15 protein-coding genes are annotated in these 16,197 nt (G+C 65.9%); 9 read left to right on the top strand and 6 right to left on the bottom strand.

The window, feature by feature from the left end; all coding sequences use genetic code 11:
• The first annotated feature begins 11 nt into the window (after positions 1-11).
• Positions 12-911: a UTP--glucose-1-phosphate uridylyltransferase GalU gene (galU, locus tag D580_RS0108810; protein ID WP_026289842.1), complete on the top strand. Its 900-nt coding sequence runs from the start codon at positions 12-14 to the stop codon at positions 909-911.
• A 101-nt stretch (positions 912-1,012) separates the two neighbouring features.
• Here galU and D580_RS0108805 read toward each other — a convergent pair whose 3' ends face one another.
• The 3 genes from D580_RS0108805 to D580_RS0108795 form a co-directional block, all read right to left on the bottom strand.
• Positions 1,013-1,981: an arsenic resistance protein gene (locus D580_RS0108805; protein WP_018954040.1), complete on the bottom strand. Its 969-nt coding sequence runs from the start codon at positions 1,979-1,981 to the stop codon at positions 1,013-1,015.
• 168 nt (positions 1,982-2,149) lie between these two features.
• On the bottom strand, positions 2,150-3,331 hold the full coding sequence (locus D580_RS0108800; protein ID WP_018954039.1) for a pyridoxal-phosphate-dependent aminotransferase family protein: 1,182 nt from the start codon (positions 3,329-3,331) through the stop codon (positions 2,150-2,152).
• Between the two features lie 226 nt (positions 3,332-3,557).
• Entirely contained in the window at positions 3,558-4,304 is a 747-nt protein-coding gene (locus tag D580_RS0108795) for a metallophosphoesterase (protein WP_018954038.1), read from the bottom strand.
• Between the two features lie 109 nt (positions 4,305-4,413).
• Here D580_RS0108795 and D580_RS0108790 point away from each other — a divergent pair, with 109 nt between their 5' ends.
• On the top strand, positions 4,414-4,941 hold the full coding sequence (locus D580_RS0108790; protein WP_231363527.1) for a hypothetical protein: 528 nt from the start codon (positions 4,414-4,416) through the stop codon (positions 4,939-4,941).
• Positions 4,942-4,945: 4 nt separating this feature from the next.
• Here D580_RS0108790 and D580_RS0108785 read toward each other — a convergent pair whose 3' ends face one another.
• The 3 genes from D580_RS0108785 to D580_RS0108775 form a co-directional block, all read right to left on the bottom strand.
• Positions 4,946-5,611, bottom strand: coding sequence for an outer membrane beta-barrel protein (locus D580_RS0108785; protein ID WP_018954036.1), 666 nt, complete (start codon positions 5,609-5,611; stop codon positions 4,946-4,948).
• A gap of 70 nt (positions 5,612-5,681) precedes the next feature.
• Positions 5,682-8,396 carry a TRAP transporter permease gene (locus D580_RS0108780; RefSeq protein WP_018954035.1) on the bottom strand — a complete coding sequence of 905 codons (2,715 nt, stop codon included), beginning with the start codon at positions 8,394-8,396 and terminating at the stop codon, positions 5,682-5,684.
• Between the two features lie 91 nt (positions 8,397-8,487).
• Positions 8,488-9,474, bottom strand: a complete 987-nt coding sequence (locus D580_RS0108775) for a TAXI family TRAP transporter solute-binding subunit (RefSeq protein ID WP_018954034.1) — start codon at positions 9,472-9,474, stop codon at positions 8,488-8,490.
• A gap of 356 nt (positions 9,475-9,830) precedes the next feature.
• On the opposite strand from D580_RS0108775, the gene glyA reads away from it, so the two are divergent.
• The 7 genes from glyA to nusB all read left to right on the top strand — a co-directional run bounded on the left by glyA (position 9,831) and on the right by nusB (position 16,056).
• A complete protein-coding gene (glyA, locus tag D580_RS0108770; RefSeq protein WP_018954033.1) occupies positions 9,831-11,084 on the top strand; it encodes a serine hydroxymethyltransferase in 1,254 nt (417 codons plus the stop codon).
• A gap of 93 nt (positions 11,085-11,177) precedes the next feature.
• Complete coding sequence (nrdR, locus tag D580_RS0108765; RefSeq protein ID WP_018954032.1) at positions 11,178-11,696, top strand: transcriptional regulator NrdR; 519 nt, start codon at positions 11,178-11,180, stop codon at positions 11,694-11,696.
• A gap of 98 nt (positions 11,697-11,794) precedes the next feature.
• Positions 11,795-12,919: a bifunctional diaminohydroxyphosphoribosylaminopyrimidine deaminase/5-amino-6-(5-phosphoribosylamino)uracil reductase RibD gene (gene ribD / locus D580_RS0108760; RefSeq protein WP_038043456.1), complete on the top strand. Its 1,125-nt coding sequence runs from the start codon at positions 11,795-11,797 to the stop codon at positions 12,917-12,919.
• Between the two features lie 108 nt (positions 12,920-13,027).
• Positions 13,028-13,693 carry a riboflavin synthase gene (locus D580_RS0108755; RefSeq protein ID WP_018954030.1) on the top strand — a complete coding sequence of 222 codons (666 nt, stop codon included), beginning with the start codon at positions 13,028-13,030 and terminating at the stop codon, positions 13,691-13,693.
• A 146-nt stretch (positions 13,694-13,839) separates the two neighbouring features.
• Positions 13,840-14,949, top strand: coding sequence for a bifunctional 3,4-dihydroxy-2-butanone-4-phosphate synthase/GTP cyclohydrolase II (gene ribBA, locus D580_RS0108750; protein ID WP_026289839.1), 1,110 nt, complete (start codon positions 13,840-13,842; stop codon positions 14,947-14,949).
• Between the two features lie 174 nt (positions 14,950-15,123).
• Complete coding sequence (ribE, locus tag D580_RS0108745; RefSeq protein ID WP_018954028.1) at positions 15,124-15,603, top strand: 6,7-dimethyl-8-ribityllumazine synthase; 480 nt, start codon at positions 15,124-15,126, stop codon at positions 15,601-15,603.
• 3 nt (positions 15,604-15,606) lie between these two features.
• Positions 15,607-16,056 (top strand): transcription antitermination factor NusB, encoded by a 450-nt coding sequence (nusB, locus tag D580_RS0108740; protein WP_012638130.1) that lies wholly within the window; start codon positions 15,607-15,609, stop codon positions 16,054-16,056.
• Positions 16,057-16,197 lie beyond the last annotated feature (141 nt).

Here is a 16,197-nt window from a genome sequence, read left to right as displayed (position 1 = left end):
CTCGCCTATTCATGGACTCTATGCACAAGAAGATTCGTAAGGCCGTGTTCCCCGTCGCCGGCATGGGCACCCGATTCCTGCCCGCGACCAAGGCCAATCCCAAGGAAATGCTGCCCATCGTCGACAAGCCGCTGATCCAGTACGCGGCGGAGGAGGCGGTGGCTGCGGGCATCGATGTGCTGGTGTTCGTGACCGGACGCAACAAGCGCTCCATCCCCGATCACTTCGACAAGGCCTACGAGCTGGAGACTGAGCTGGAGGAGCGCGGCAAGGAGAAGATGCTGGCCATCGTGCGCGACATCCTGCCGCCCCACGTGTCCTGTGTGTACATCCGCCAGGCCGAGGCCCTGGGCTTGGGTCATGCGGTCGGGTGTGCCCAGCCGGTGGTGGGTGACGAACCCTTCGCGGTGATCCTGGCCGACGACCTGGTGGATGGCCAGGGACACGGCAGTGCCCTGACCCAGATGGTGGAGATCTACAATCGCCACGGCTGCAGCGTCCTGGGCGTGGAGGAAGTGCCCCACGAGGACACTAACAAGTACGGCGTGGTCACGCCGGAACCCCTGGAAGATGACCTGTGGCGGGTGAAGGGCATCGTCGAGAAGCCGGCTCCCAAGGATGCGCCTTCCAACATGGCGGTCGTAGGTCGTTACATCCTCACGCCACGCATCTTCGAGTTGCTGGAAAACACCGGTCGTGGCGCCGGCGGCGAGATCCAGCTCACCGACGCCATCGCCAGCCTGCTCAAGGAGGAACAGGTGCTCGCCCATCGCTTCAAGGGCAAGCGCTACGACTGTGGCAGCAAGCTGGGCTATCTGCAGGCGACCGTGGAATATGCCCTGAAGCACCCGGAGTTGCAGGAGGAATTCAGCGCCTACATCGACGGACTGTGTGCCGGCCGCAAGGCCTGACCGGAAGAACCAGCGGCCCTCGCAGACCACCTCTGCCGCAGGTCGGCCTTCAGGCCGACTGGCGATGTCAGATCGACAACGCTGTCGGCCTAAAGGCCGACCTACGGTTTATCGGGCAGCAGGCGGGCGGGCACCCATCGCAGGTAGAGGGCCATGCCCAGCAGCTCCACCAGGCTCTGCAGCACGATCACCACCACGGCAGCCTCCCAGCCCGCCGGCAAGGCAAGGGCCAGAGGCAGGACCACGAAGGAGTTGCGTGTCCCCAGGCTGAACACCAGCGTTCGCGAGGCGGGAATCCCCAGACCGGCCCGCGTTGCCAGCCACCTTCCCGCCAGGGCCGTGATCACCAGGTAGGCGACGAACACGGCGGTGACGGTCCCCATGGCGGGGAACCATTGCACTACCACCTGCACCTGGCTCGCCGCGATCAGGAATACCACCAGCGCCAGCAGCGGCACGGGCAGCCAGCCCAGGCGCGCGATGACCGATCGGCGCTTCGGACGCGCCTCGACCCAGTGCTCCAGCAAGGCGGCCAGGCCCAGGGGCACGAGGATCAGCCCCACGAACACCCCCACCAGACGCCCCGCATCCAGTCCGCTGGCAAAGATCGTCCCGTCGAACAGCACCACCAGGTAGAGAGGCAGGAGCAGGATCTGTGCGAACAGCAGCAGGGGCGAGACCGCGATGGCCCGGGCGGTGTCACCGCGGCCCAGGTGGGTGAAGCTGATGAACCAGTCGGTACAGGGCACCAGCAGTACCGCGGCCACCCCGAGGCGGATCACCGGATCATCGGGCAGGAACTGCACCAGCAACCAGACCAGGGCCGGCACCAGCAGAAAGTTGCCGATCAGGAGTGTGCTGGTGAAGCGCGCATCCACGAAGGCCCGTCCCAAGTGTTCCATGGGTACCTGGGTGAATGTGGCAAACAGCAGGAGACCCAGCACCGGCCAGAGCACCCAGTCCGGCAGACCCGCGAGGGCGGGGAACAGCAGGCCCAGAGCGAGTCCCAGGCCGATGACGGCGAGGTAGATCCAGACCTGATGCCGTTCCAGTGACTCGCGGCTCATCATGGTGTCTCTGCCACCCCGTGTCTCCCATAGGGCGGCCCATGGCCGCCATTCGTCCCATCACGTTGACCGGCTGAGTCAGCCTTGATGGTCAACGGCGGGCACGGCCCGCCCTATGACGAGGGATGGGTCACCCGTGATCCCGGGAGACCCGGGGCGTCAGGCAATGATTCAGGCCCCGTAGACCGCCCGTGCGGCGGCGACGGCACGCCCGGGGACGATGTCCGCGCCCTGGGCCACCAGGGCGGTCTCCAGGGCGCCCAGGCAGAACAGCACGTTCTTGCGGTTGGCGCCGTAGCCCATCAGGCCGATGCGCCAGACCTTGCCCGCCAGGGGGCCGAGGCCCGCGCCGATCTCCAGGTTGAATTCATCCAGCAGCAGCTTGCGCACGGCGGCCTCGTCCACGCCTGCAGGCACCTTGACCGCGTTGAGCTGGGGCAGGCGATGTTCGGGAGCCACGATCATGCTCAGGCCCATGGTATCCAGGCCGGCCTTCAGGGCCTCGTGCTGGGCGCGGTGGCGTGCCCAGGCGTTCTCCAGGCCTTCCTCGTGCAGAACCACCAGGGCCTCATGCAGGGCGTAGAGTGCGTTGATGGGTGCGGTGTGGTGGTAGGCGCGCTTGGTGCCGCCGCCCCAGTAGCCCATCACCAGGCTCATGTCCAGGAACCAGCTCTGCACCTTGCCCTTGCGGGCCTTGATGCGTTCCACCGCCGCCTCGTTGAAGCTCACCGGGGAAAGGCCGGGGGTGCAGGAGAGGCACTTCTGGCTGCCGGAGTAGATGGCATCCACGCCCCAGTCGTCTACGCGCAGTTCCACGCCTCCGAGACCCGTGACGCTGTCCACGATCACCAGGCAGTCGTGGCGGTGGGCGATGTCGGTGAGGGTCTTCACGTCGGAGCATGCGCCGGTGGAGGTCTCCGCATGCACGAAGGCCACGGTGCTGGCCTCGGGATGGGCCTTCAGGGCGTCTTCGAGCTTCTGGGGGTCCACGGGTTTGCCCCACTCGTCCTCCACCAACACCGGGGTGGCGCCGCAGCGTTCCACGTTCTCCTTCATGCGCCCGCCGAACACGCCATTGGCGCACACCACCACCGTATCACCGGGCTGCACCAGGTTCACGAAGCAGGTCTCCATGCCGGCGGAGCCGGGGGCGGAGACGGGCAGGGTGAGGGCGTTGCGGGTCTGGAAGGCGTACTGCAGCAGGGCCTTCATCTCGTCCATCATGTCCACGAACACCGGGTCCAGGTGACCGATGGTGGGGCGGCTCATGGCGGCCAGCACCCGGGGATTCACATCGGAGGGGCCGGGGCCCATGAGGGTGCGCACGGGGGGATGGAAGGACTTGAAGGTCATGATTTCACCTGGATTTGGATTGGAAAAATACCTGATCAAATTCGTAGGGCCAGCAAGTATAGAGAGTGGGCCGTGTGAGTCACAAGTCTATAGGGACCGGCATGGCATCCCCCTTGCGGTGCAGATGGGAACAGGCCTGCTCAGCGGCAAGGCCGCGAACGTGCATTTCTGAATATCAGGTGATCCGGAGGCGCATGCCCCTCGTTGCCGTCGGGGCATGGACGGCTCAGGCTGGCGGCTGTGCGTGATCCGCGGTGGGGAACTCGATGAGCATGCGTTCGGGATGGATCTGCAGGATGCTCAGCTTGGCATCGTTGAGCACCTCGGCGTAGGCGGCCCCGGTGTCCAGATAGTAGATATTGCCGGCATGCACGGCCTGCTGCAGGGGGGTATGTCCCATCACCACCAGGTCGATACCCGCGATGGACGGGATTTCACCTCCGGACTCGGACTGGGTGATGCGCTTGCGGGACCAAACCGCGTAGTCCCGCAGACGCTGGTCGGTCCCGAGCCGGGCAGTGAAATCCTGCCAGCTCAGCTCCAGGGGAACATCCGCATGGACGATGCCGACCAGCCCCCGGTCGGTATCCACTTCCAGTGTGTAGGGCAGGGCGCGGATGCGCTTGCGATACTCGGGCTGTTCGGACCTGGGGATGTCGCGCCACCATTCACCGCCGTTGAGGGCGATCCAGGTGCAGGCCATGTCCGCGTCCGATTCGGAATCCAGCAGCAGGCGCTCGTGATTGCCCTGCACCGCGTGAAACCAGGGCTTGTTCAGGAACTCCAGGACCCGGTGCGACTCCGGACCCCGGTCGATGAGGTCGCCCACCGAGATGAGGCGGTCGTGGTCCGGATCGAAGCAGAGGGTATCCAGGGCCTTTTCAAGCTGGCTGAACATGCCGTGGATATCCCCGACGGCGAAATCCCGCCCGTAGGGGTTGCGTTCAAGCCGGCGCAGGATCTGCTCACTCATGGGGCCATCATACGATGAGGTGCACCAAAGCGGGGAGCATCCCGGTTAGACTGTGGTTTTCAACCTGACGAGCGGTCGACCTGGCCGCACCACCGGACCCGATGCCTTCATGAGCCAACCTGCCTGCCAGCTGGGAATGCCCTGTTTCCTGGACTTCGAGGCCTCCAGCCTGTCCGGGGAAAGTTATCCCATCCAGGTGGCCTGGTCCGATACCCGCGGCCACATCGAATGCCACCTGATCCGCCCCGAAGCGGACTGGACCGACTGGGACGAGCATTCGGAAGAGGCCCACGGCCTGGAGCGCGAACGGGTGGTCAGCGAGGGGGTAGAGGCGTCGGAGATCTGCCGGCGCATGAACACGGCCCTGGGCGGGCAGACGGTGCTGACCGATGCACTCAGCATGGACCGCTTCTGGCTGCTGCGCCTGTTCGAGGCGGGCAACCGCATGCCCAGTTTCCGCCTCGCCGACATCACGCCCCTGCTGCAGCAGCGCCTGTCCCTGGAGGGCAAGGATGTCCAGGCGCGCATCCAGGCGCTGCAATCCCGAGCCTGGCGCAACGTGCCCGGGCATGCCCATCGGGCCGACCACGACGTGGCCTACCTGATGGAGTTGTGGCGGCTTTCCGGGGAAGGCTGAAGCATCAGAACTGGCGGGCGAACCAGATCCCGGCACTGCGCCGCCCACCGGACTCCACCTGGAAACTGATGTGGCCCGTGGCATCCACCAGCAGGTCCAGCGCGGCCCGGGCAGTGATCGTCTCATCCTCCGACAGGCTCAGGGTGCGCTGCACCGGGCCGCTGGATTTCTCGTCGCCGTCCACCCGGGTGTAGTCCGCCCCCAGACGCAGCTGGATGGCATCGAAACGAAGGGCCGATTCCAGGCCCGCCCCGTAGGCATGCCAGCTGTACTGGGTGTTCTGGTCCCCCAGGGTGTCGTCCGCCTCGTTGTAGGTGTACTGCCCCAGCAGGCTCAGCCCCAGGGGGCCCAGTTCCAGGAACCGCCAGCGTCCCGAGGCGCCCAGGTACCAGCCGCTCAGGTCCATGCCCTGGGTGACGGGGTTGCCGCTCTGGGTCAGTTCCAGGTAACCACCGTGAACCCCGACCCAGAGGCTTTCGCCCACCCGGTCGTGGATGCTCAGGCCCAGGCGGTTCATGCGGCTCTCCACGGTGCTGCCTCCCTCCAGGCGCCAGTCGCTCACCTCGCGGCTGAGATAGACCTCCAGTTCCGGGCCGGAGGTCCGAGTCTGGGCCTGTGCAGCCAGGGGAAGGATCAGCAGGAGGAGAAGCAGCAGGATGCGTGGCGGCATTGTCGTGAGGGGTAAGGAGTGAGAGGTAAGGTGTCTGGGGATTGTACTGCATCCTGTGACTGAGGAATTTTCACGCCTGACGCCTCACGCCTTTCCCCTCACGCGCCAGCCCCAGGCGCCGCCGCTGCAACAGCCATATCACACCCAGCACGCCCAGCGCCGGCAGATAGAACCACTCCGGCGCCGGCCGATCCGCCGGCACCAGCACCCCGGTGATGTGCCAGCCGCTCTCGATGCCGAGGCGCTCGGCGGGGCTGCCGAAACTCACGAAGCTCACGCTCACCTGGTCGCCCAAGGCCAGGGTGCCGAGACCCGCGCGGGTCAGGCGCTCCGCACCGGGGCCGGCATCCCCGAGCGGTAGCATCACGGCCCTGGCGATCTCCCGACCCTCCAGGTCCATGCCCTCTAGGGTGAAGCGCAGGTGGCCCCCGGCGGGCGTGGCCTCGGCCACCTGCTGCAGGCGGGCGGGCTCCACGGTCTGAAGGGGCGGGTGGATGCGATCCATCCAGAAACCGGGCACGAACAGGGTGAAGGCGACGCCCAGCAGCAGGGCGGACTCGTGCCAGCGGCTGCGGGTCAGCAACCAGCCCTGGGTGGCGGCGGCGAACATCAGCATGCCGGTCAGCGCCCCGAAGAAGGTCAGCAACAGCTGCCAGGCGCTGCTGATGCCGATCAGCAGCAGCTGGGTGTTGAACACGAAGAAGAATGGCAGGGCCACGGTGCGCAGGCTGTACCAGAAGGCCTGCACCCCGGTGCGGATGGGGTCGGCCCTTGCCACGGCGGCGGCGGCGAAGGAGGCCAGGCCCACCGGCGGGGTGACGTCCGCCATGATGCCGAAATAGAACACGAACAGGTGCGCGGCGATGAGCGGGATCAGCAGGTTGTTCTGGGCGGCGAGATCCACGATCACCGGCGCCATCAAGGTGGCGACGATGATGTAGTTGGCCGTGGTGGGCAGGCCCAGGCCCAGGACCAGGCAGATCAGCGCGGTGAGCAGCAGCATGAGCAGCAGGTTGCCGCCGGAGAGCAGTTCCACCAGGTCGGTCATCACCAGGCCGATGCCGGTCATGCCCACGGTGCCCACGATGATGCCGGCGGCGGCGGTGGCCACGGCGATGCCCACCATGTTGCGCGCCCCCTGCACCATGCCGTCGCCCAGTTCCTTCACCCCGCGCAGTACGGCCCGACCGTGGCCGGTCTGTCCGCGGCACAGGCACAGTAGCGGACGCTGGGTGAGCAGGATGAAGACCATGAACATCACCGCCCAGAAGGCGGACAGGCCGGGGGAGAGGCGTTCCACCACCAGGCACCAGACCAGCACCACCACCGGCAGCAGGAAGTGCAGGCCGCTCTGAATGGTGGGCCGGGGTTCGGGCAGGACCAGGTGCTCCTCGTCCACCATGTGGGATTCGGGCACCCGGCTGGAAAGCCAGAGCAGCAGTCCGTAGGCCGAAAGCACCAGCACCGCGATGATCCACACGGATGCGTCCCCGGCGACCCCCTTGATCCAGCCCAGGCCGTGATAGACCCCGCCCGCCAGGATCAGCAGCCCGGAGACCGTGAGGGCGAAGCCCAGCAAGCGGTGCCAGACCGGGACGATCCGGGAGCGGGGCAGGCCCTCCAGTCCCAGCTTCATCGCCTCCAGGTGCACGATGTAGAGCAGGGCGATGTAGGCGATCACCGCCGGCAGGAAGGCATGCTTGATCACCTCCACGTAGGGGATGCCCACGTATTCGACCATGAGGAAGGCGGCCGCCCCCATCACCGGCGGCATGAGCTGACCGTTCACGGAACTGGCCACTTCCACGGCGCCCGCTTTCTGGCCGGAGAGGCCGACCCGTTTCATGAGCGGCACGGTGAAGGTGCCGGTGGTCACCACGTTGGCGATCGACGAACCGGACACCACGCCGGTGAGCCCCGAGGCCACCACCGCCGCCTTGGCGGGACCGCCGCGCAGGTGGCCGAGCAGGGCAAAGGCCACGCGGATGAAATAGCCGCCGGCGCCGGCCCGCTCCAGCAGGGCGCCGAACAGCACGAACAGGAACACGAAGCTGGTGGAGACCCCCAGGGCGATGCCGAACACCCCCTCGTTGGAGAGCCACTGCTGGGACATGGCCCGGCCGAAAGAGGCACCCCGGTGGGCCAGCAGCTCCGGCATCCAGGGGCCGGCGAAGGTGTAGAACAGGAACGCCCCGGCGATGATCATCAGGGCCGGTCCCAGCACCCGGCGGGTGGCCTCCAGCAGCAGGGCCATGCCCACACCGGCCACCACCAGGTCCGTGGGCGTGGCGCGTCCGGGCCGTTGGGCCAGTTCCTGGTGGAACAGGTACAGGTAGGCCGCGCAGAACGCCGCCAGGGCCGCGAAGATCCAGTCCAGGGCCGGTACCCGGGTCACGGGGCAGGGCCGCAGACTGGGCCAGGCCATGGCCAGCACCGCCCCGCCGATCAGGGCGAACACCCCCGCCCGGGGCAGTTCTGAGAGATGGTTGTAGGCGGCGAGAGAAAGCAGCCCCAGGCCGAACAGGATGTAGAAGACCCCGGCCAGGGGGCGGTGACCCCTGGCCAGGGGCGAGAAGGCAGGAAAGGCCAGATAGGCGAGGAACACGCCGAAGGCCAGGTGAATGGCCCGGGCCTGGGTCTCGGGAATGACGAAGGCGCCGATCCAGTACCCGAAGGGAGAGGCGATCCAGACCTGGAACAGGGACCAGGCCAGCGCGGTGGCGTAGATCAGGCCACGGGTCAGGCGACCCGGGTCCCGGGCCCCCATCTCCATGGTGGCGGCCATCTGCGCCGCTCCGGGGGCGGGTACGGCCCCGGCCGAAACGACCGGGGCCTTGTCAGGGGCGTGCGCCATGCAGGGCTGGTCCCGGGCGCGTTCAGTCGCTCAGCAGACCCGCTTCACGGAAGTAGCGACGGGCACCCTCGTGCATGGGCGCGGAGAGGCCCTGGCGCACCATGGTCTCCTTCTCCAGCACGCCGAAGGCCGGGTGCATGCCCTTGAAGGTGTCGAAGTTCTCGAACACCGCCTTCACCAGGTGGTAGATCGCCTCCTCGGAGGTATCCGTGGAAGAGACCAGGGTGGCGCCCACGCCGAAGGTGCGCACGTTCGCATCCTGTCCCGGGTACATGCCGGCGGGGATGGTGGCGTGGAAGTAGTAGGGGGTCTCGCTCACCAGCTTGTCGATGATCTCGCCCTCCACCGGCACGATGCGCGCGCCGCAGGTGGCGATGGGCTCCTGGATGGCCGCGGAGGGATGGCCCACGGTGAACAGCACCACGTCGATGCGGTTGTCGCACAAGGCCTGGCCCTGTTCCCGGGAGGGCAGTTCCGAGGCCAGAGCGAAGTCGGACATGCTCCAGCCGTAGACCTCCATCAGGCGCTCCACGGTGCCCCGCTGGCCGGAGCCGGGGTTGCCCACGTTGACGCGCTTGCCCTTGATGTCCTCGAAGCGGGTGATGCCGCTGTCGGGGCGCACCAGCACGGTGAAGGGCTCCGGATGCAGGGAGAACACGGCGCGCAGGGACTCGTGGGGGCCCACGTCACTGAAGCGGTCGCTGCCATGGTAGGCGTGGTACTGCCAGTCGGATTGCGCCACGCCCAGGTTCATTTCCTTCTGCCGGATGGCGTTCAGGTTGAACACCGAGCCGCCGGTGGATTCGGCGTTGCAGCGGATGCCGTGGCTGGCCTGGTCACGGTTCATGAGCCGGCAGATGTTCTGGCCGGTGGGGTAGTAGACGCCGGTGACACCGCCGGTGCCGATGGTGACGAAACGCTCCTGGGCGTGCATGGGACCGGCAAGGCCCAGGGCAAGGCCTGCGGACAGGAGCGTGAGTAGGGAACGACGCATGCGTGACAGGTTCATGGGGATGATCTCCTTGAGGGTTCGGGGCGCAGGGTTAGCCCGCATAGCTCACCACAGTCCTACTGCGGCCGTCGATCTGCTCGCTGTGACGGGGCGTGCTCACTCCAGCCGGCTTGACGTAGTGTCGGCTACGCCTGCACCGTCTTCCGCTCCGCGCGCCCCGTCACAGCGGCATCTCGACGCCCTCGCTACGAACCGTGGTGAGCTTTGCGGGCTAGGAGTCGTGGTCCTGCGCCTTCAACACAAAATACGGGGTCTTATCCTGTGTGTTGGCTCAAAATACGGTATAATTCGGCTCTTTTTCTGGCGCCTCTACCGCTGGTCACCATACCAGACGTTTTCCCGGGAGTGTAAGCATGTTTTCCATCCAGATGGGTATCGCAGGTTATGACGACGAACTCTGGCAGGCCATCGAATCCGAGGCCCGTCGCCAGGAAGAGCACATCGAGCTGATCGCCTCGGAAAACTATGCCAGCCCCCGGGTCATGGAGGCCCAGGGCTCGGTGCTCACCAACAAGTACGCCGAGGGCTACCCCGGCAAGCGCTACTACGGCGGCTGCGAGTACGTGGACATCGCCGAGCAGTTGGCCATCGACCGGGTGAAGCAGTTGTTCGGTGCCGACTACGCCAACGTGCAGCCCCATTCCGGCTCCCAGGCCAATGCCGCCGTGTACATGGCCCTGCTTGAGCCCGGCGATACCGTGCTCGGCATGAGCCTGGCCCATGGTGGCCACCTGACCCACGGCGCCAAGGTCAACTTCTCCGGCAAGATCTACCACGCGGTGCAGTACGGCATCGACGACCAGGGCTACATCGACTTCGACGAGGTCGAGCGCCTGGCCCTGGAGCACAAACCCAAGATGATCGTGGGCGGTTTCTCCGCCTACTCCCGTGAGATCGACTGGCAGAAGTTCCGCGACATCGCCGACAAGGTGGGCGCCTACCTGCTGGTGGACATGGCCCACGTGGCGGGCCTGGTGGCCGCGGGCATCTACCCGAGCCCGGTGCAGATCGCGGATGTGACCACCTCGACCACCCACAAGACCCTGCGCGGCCCCCGCGGCGGCATCATCCTGGCCAAGCGCAATCCCGACATCGAGAAGAAGCTCAACTCCCTGGTGTTCCCCGGCACCCAGGGCGGCCCCCTGATGCACGTGATCGCCGCCAAGGCCGTGGCCTTCAAGGAGGCCCTGGAGCCCGGCTTCAAGGACTACCAGAAGCAGGTGGTGGCCAACGCCCGCACCATGGCCGCCACCCTGATGGAGCGCGGCTACAAGATCGTCTCCGGCGGCACCGACAACCACCTGTTCCTGGTGGACCTGATCGACAAGGGCCTGACCGGCAAGGCCGCCGACGCGGCCCTGGGCAATGCCAACATCACGGTGAACAAGAACGCCGTGCCCAACGACCCCCAGTCCCCCTTCGTCACCAGCGGCATCCGCATCGGCACCCCCGCCATCACCACCCGGGGTTTCGGCGAAAAGGAATCCAAGGACCTGGCCGGCTGGATCTGCGACGTCCTGGACGATCACGAGAACGCCGCGGTCATCGAGCAGGTCAAGGCGAAGGTCCTGGACGTCTGCGCCCGTTTCCCCGTCTACGGGAACTGACCCGTGACGGGGAAACAGTGGCAAGTCTCAAGTCTCAAGTGGCAAGGAAAGACGTTCCTTGCCACTAGCCACTAGCCACTTGAGACTGCCCTTATGAGGTGCCCCTTCTGCGGAGCCCCCGATACCCGGGTGATCGATTCACGGCTTGCCGGTGAAGGCGACCAGGTGCGCCGCCGGCGCGAGTGCCTCTCCTGTTCCGAGCGCTTCACCACCTACGAGAACGCGGAGCTGAACATGCCCCGGGTGGTCAAGCGCGACGGCTCCCGGGAGCCGTTCAGCGAGGATAAGCTCAAGTCCGGCATGACCCATGCGCTGGAGAAGCGCGCCGTGTCCACGGACAAGGTGGAAGAGGCCGTGGCGCGCATCAAGCGCAAGCTGCTGGGCCAGGGCGAGCGGGAGGTGGATTCCCGGCGCATCGGCGAGTGGGTCATGGAAGAACTGCGCAACCTGGACCAGGTGGCCTACATCCGCTTCGCCTCGGTGTACCTGAGCTTCGCTGACGTGCAGGCCTTCCGGGAGGTGATCGAGCGCCTGGAGAAGGACCTGACCCCGGAGATGCGCAAGCACCAGATCCCGCTGCTCGGTGACGAGGAGGGGGAGGGCAAAGACTGAAAATCATTATTTGACAGGATTTACATGATTAACAAGATTAAAAAGTATTTATAACATCATGTTAATCATGTAAATCCTGTCAAATGTTGCAAGCCTGAATGACCACGGAAACTGACACTCGCCACATGGCCCGGGCGCTGCAGCTGGCGCGGCTGGGTCTCTATACCACGGACCCCAATCCGAGGGTGGGCTGTGTCATGGTCCGCGACGGGCAGGTGGTGGGCGAGGGCTTTCACGTGCGCGCCGGCGAGCCCCATGCGGAGATCCTGGCCCTGCGCCAGGCCGGGGAGGCCGCCCGGGGGGCCACGGTCTATGTGACCCTGGAGCCCTGCGCCCACTTCGGCCGCACACCGCCCTGCGCCGATGCACTGATCCATGCGGGCGTGGCCCGGGTAGTGGCCGCCATGGTGGACCCCAATCCCCGGGTGGCGGGCCAGGGCTTGGCGCGGCTCGCCAATGCCGGCATCGAGATCGCCAGCGGGGTGCTGCAGGCCGAGGCCCGGGCGTTGAACCCGGGGTTCATCAGCCGCATGGAGCGCGGCCGACCTTATGTCCGGGTCAAACTCGCCATGAGCCTGGACGGCCGCACCGCCATGGCGAGCGGTGAGAGCCGCTGGATCACCGGCGAGGCCGCACGCCGGGACGTGCAGCGCCTGCGGGCCCGCGCCGGTGCGATCCTGACGGGTTCGGGCACCGTGCTCGCCGACAATCCCGGTCTGGATGTGCGGCTCTCTGCCCAGGAACTGGGCATCGAGGGGCCTGTACGTCAGCCCCTGCGGGTGGTGCTGGACACACGGCTTGTCTGCACGCCCGAGGCGAAACTGTTCAGCACAGGTGGTCCGGTGCTGGTGCTGACGGCCGAGCAGGACCCGGCCCGCCACGAGGCGCTCAGGGCCCGTGGTGCCGAGGTGGAGGCCGTGGCCTCCGCCCCCCGCGGACTGGATCTGCACGCGGTCCTGGAACTGTTGGCCCGGCGCGAGATCAACGAGCTTCACGTCGAGGCAGGCCCGATCCTGTGCGGTTCCCTGATGCAGGCGGGCCTGGTGGACGAACTGGTGATCTACATGGCCCCGCACCTGATGGGCAACGATGCCCGGGGCCTGCTGAACCTCGGACTCGAGCACATGGACGAGCGGGTCCCACTCAGGATCGAGGACATCCGCGCCGTGGGCGGAGACTGGCGCATCACCGCAAGAGTCAACGGATATGGGGTCCGCAAATGAACGCGAATGGACGCGAATAGAGCACAAGTGAAAAGTTTTTATTTGCGTTGATTCGCGTTCATTTGCGGACCCCCAGAAGATTTTCAGAAAAACGGCGGATTCACATCCATGTTCACAGGCATCATCCAGGCGGTCGGCGAAGTGGCGGGCATCGAGCCCAGAGGTGGCGACTGCCGGGTGCGCATTCGTACCGGCAAGCTGGACCTCTCCGATGTGCAACTGGGAGACAGTATCGCCGTGAACGGCGTGTGCCTGACCGCCGTGGAACTGCCTGGGGATGGATTCGTGGCCGATGTTTCCGGAGAGACCCTGTCGCTCACCAGCCTGGCTGCGCTGGGCAAGGGCAGCGCCGTGAACCTGGAGAAGGCCCTGACGCCCACCACGCGCCTGGGCGGGCACCTGGTGAGCGGTCACGTGGACGGACTGGGCGAGGTGCTGTCCCTGAAGGACGACGGCCGCTCCGTACGCTACGAGATCCGCGCCCCGGCAGGCCTGGCACGCTACATCGCGCCCAAGGGCTCCATCTGCGTGGATGGCGTGAGCCTTACCGTCAACCGGGTGGACGGTGCGGTGTTCTCCGTGAACATCGTGCCCCACACCCAGCAGGAGACCACCATCCGCTTCTACCGGGCCGGCACCCGGGTGAACCTGGAGGTGGACCTGATCGCCCGCTACCTGGAACGCCTGCTGCTGGGCGAGAAGGCCGCCGAATCCGGCAGCGGACTGACCGAGGCCTTCCTGGCGGAACACGGTTTTGTGGGTAAGAAATCGTAATGGACAGGATTGACAGGATGTTTCAGGATTAACAGGATTATTTGGTTTAAGAACAAATCCCAATATCCTGTTAATCCTGAAAAATCCTGTTCATCCTGTCCCTTGTTTTAGGCATTTCCATTTTTAGGCACAACACTCGGATGACCATGGCATTCAACACCACAGAAGAGATCATCGACGACCTGCGCCAGGGGCGCATGGTGGTCATCCTGGACGACGAGGACCGGGAGAACGAGGGCGACCTGCTCATGGTGGCCTCCATGGTTCGCCCGGAGGACATCAACTTCATGGCCCGCTACGGTCGCGGCCTGATCTGCCTGACCCTGACCCGGGAGCGCTGCAGGCAGCTCAAGCTGCCGCTGATGGTCACCGACACCAACGACCAGCACGGCACCAACTTCACCGTCTCCATTGAGGCGGCGGAAGGGGTGACCACGGGCATCTCCGCCTACGACCGGGCCCACACCATCCGCACCGCCGTGGCACCCAATGCCTCGCCCGAGGACGTGGTGCAACCCGGACACGTGTTCCCGCTGATGGCCCAGCCGGGCGGCGTGCTGGTGCGCGCCGGCCACACCGAGGCGGGCTGCGACTTCGCCCGTCTGGCCGGCTTCGAGCCGGCGGCGGTGATCGTGGAGATCCTCAACGAAGACGGCACCATGGCGCGGCGCCCGGATCTGGAGAAGTTCGCCGCCGAGCACAATCTCAAGATCGGCACCATCGAGAACCTGATTCGCTACCGCATCGAGAACGAGAAGAGCGTGGAGCAGGTAGCCGAAACCGCCTTCCCCACGGAGTTCGGTGAGTTCCGCCTGCACGCCTTCGAGGACGTGATCGGCAAGGAACTGCACTTCGCCCTGGTGATGGGCGAGATCCGCGGCGACGAGCCCACCCTGGTGCGGGTGCACGTGGAACACACCCTGTGCGACACGCTCGCCTACAACGGCCCCGACTGCGGCTGGCCCCTGCGTGACGTCCTGTCGCGCATCAGTGCCGCCGGCAAGGGCGTGGCGGTGATCATCCGCAAGCCCGAATCCCCCCGGGACCTGGTGCGCCGCATCCGCCAGATGGCACTCAAGGAACGCCGCCCGGTGGAGCACGGCGAGGCCGAGCCCGTGGAACTGCGCACCCACGGCATCGGCGCCCAGATCCTCGCGGAACTGGGTGTGCAGAAGATGCGCCTGCTGTCGGCGCCCAAGCGCTTCCACGGCCTGGGTGGCTTCGGGCTGGAAGTGGTGGAGTACGTGAGCGACTGAGCAGTCCCTCGCAGGTCGGGCTGAAGCCCGACCTGCGTTGAAACCAGTTGCCGCGATTGATGCAAACACTGCGGAGATTTTCTGTTTCAGCAGGTATCCTTTGCGTTCCTCACGTCTTTGCGCCTTAGCGTTGAAACACAGACATCGAATTAAAACTCAAACGGGAATGACCCAATGACTTCCATCAAGACCATTGAAGGCGACTTCACCCAGGCCGCCGGCGGCCGTTACGGCATCGTGCTGGCCCGCTTCAACAGCTTCATCGTGGAGCGCCTGCTGGAAGGGGCGGTGGACACCTTGCGCCGCCACGGGGTGAAGGACAAGGACATGACCATCGTGCGCGTGCCCGGCGCCTATGAACTGCCCCTGGCCGCCCAGGCCATGGCGAAGTCCGGCAAGCATGACGCCATCATCGCCCTGGGCTGTGTGATCCGCGGCGCCACCCCGCACTTCGACTACGTGGCCGGCGAGAGCGCCAAGGGCCTGGCCATGGTCTCCATGGACAGCGGTCTGCCGGTGTCCTTCGGCGTGCTTACCACCGACACCATCGAGCAGGCCGTGGAGCGCGCCGGCACCAAGGCGGGCAACAAGGGCGTGGACGCCGCCATGGGCGCCCTGGAGATGGTCAGCCTGATGAAGCAGTTGAAGGGCTGAGCCTTGACCGGACCCGACAATCGACGCCTGAGCCACGCCCGCCGCCAGTCCCGGCGCGTGGCCATGCAGGCCCTCTACCAGTGGCAACTCACCGGCTACCACCCCAAGGACATCCTGTTGCAGTACCGGGAGGACCCTGAGCTCGAGAAGGCCGATGCGGATTACTTCCGGGAACTGCTGCTGGGCGTCACTGAACAGGTAGACGAACTGGACGAACTGCTCGCACCCCAGATGGACCGCAGCGTCGCCGAGCTGGACCCGGTGGAGCGGGCCATCCTGCGCCTGGCGACGTTTGAACTGAAGCAGCGCATCGACATCCCCTACCGGGTGGTCATCAACGAGGCGGTGGAACTGACCAAGAAATTCGGCGCCACCGACGCACACAAGTTCGTCAACGGCGTGCTGGACAAGCTCGGGCGGCAGCTGCGGGCCATGGAAGCCTCGGCTAACTGAAAGTCAAAAGCCGGAACGCAAAGGGCGCGAAGGATGCGCGAAGAACGCAAAGGAACTCGTTTATAAAAAACCTTTGCGCCCTTCGCGTATACCTTCGCGTCCTTTGCGGTTCGCTTTCCCATGTTTTCAGGACAGGCAGAC

It is taken from the genome of Thioalkalivibrio sulfidiphilus (assembly GCF_000377945.1).
Taxonomy (GTDB): Bacteria; Pseudomonadota; Gammaproteobacteria; order Ectothiorhodospirales; family Ectothiorhodospiraceae; genus Thioalkalivibrio_A; species Thioalkalivibrio_A sulfidiphilus_A.
The sequence above is the reverse complement of the archived record's forward strand: the minus strand, read 5'-3'. Positions and strand labels throughout refer to the sequence as shown.

Coding starts and splice junctions, on each gene's coding strand:
- ribBA (WP_026289839.1), top strand. CDS start 13,840: ATGGCATTCAACACCACAGAAGAGATCATCGACGACCTGCGCCAGGGG.
- D580_RS0108785 (WP_018954036.1), bottom strand. CDS start 5,611: ATGCCGCCACGCATCCTGCTGCTTCTCCTCCTGCTGATCCTTCCCCTG.
- glyA (WP_018954033.1), top strand. CDS start 9,831: ATGTTTTCCATCCAGATGGGTATCGCAGGTTATGACGACGAACTCTGG.
- D580_RS0108795 (WP_018954038.1), bottom strand. CDS start 4,304: ATGAGTGAGCAGATCCTGCGCCGGCTTGAACGCAACCCCTACGGGCGG.
- D580_RS0108780 (WP_018954035.1), bottom strand. CDS start 8,396: ATGGCCGCCACCATGGAGATGGGGGCCCGGGACCCGGGTCGCCTGACC.
- ribE (WP_018954028.1), top strand. CDS start 15,124: ATGACTTCCATCAAGACCATTGAAGGCGACTTCACCCAGGCCGCCGGC.
- D580_RS0108790 (WP_231363527.1), top strand. CDS start 4,414: ATGAGCCAACCTGCCTGCCAGCTGGGAATGCCCTGTTTCCTGGACTTC.
- D580_RS0108775 (WP_018954034.1), bottom strand. CDS start 9,474: ATGAACCTGTCACGCATGCGTCGTTCCCTACTCACGCTCCTGTCCGCA.
- D580_RS0108800 (WP_018954039.1), bottom strand. CDS start 3,331: ATGACCTTCAAGTCCTTCCATCCCCCCGTGCGCACCCTCATGGGCCCC.
- nrdR (WP_018954032.1), top strand. CDS start 11,178: ATGAGGTGCCCCTTCTGCGGAGCCCCCGATACCCGGGTGATCGATTCA.
- D580_RS0108755 (WP_018954030.1), top strand. CDS start 13,028: ATGTTCACAGGCATCATCCAGGCGGTCGGCGAAGTGGCGGGCATCGAG.
- D580_RS0108805 (WP_018954040.1), bottom strand. CDS start 1,981: ATGATGAGCCGCGAGTCACTGGAACGGCATCAGGTCTGGATCTACCTC.
- galU (WP_026289842.1), top strand. CDS start 12: ATGGACTCTATGCACAAGAAGATTCGTAAGGCCGTGTTCCCCGTCGCC.
- ribD (WP_038043456.1), top strand. CDS start 11,795: ATGACCACGGAAACTGACACTCGCCACATGGCCCGGGCGCTGCAGCTG.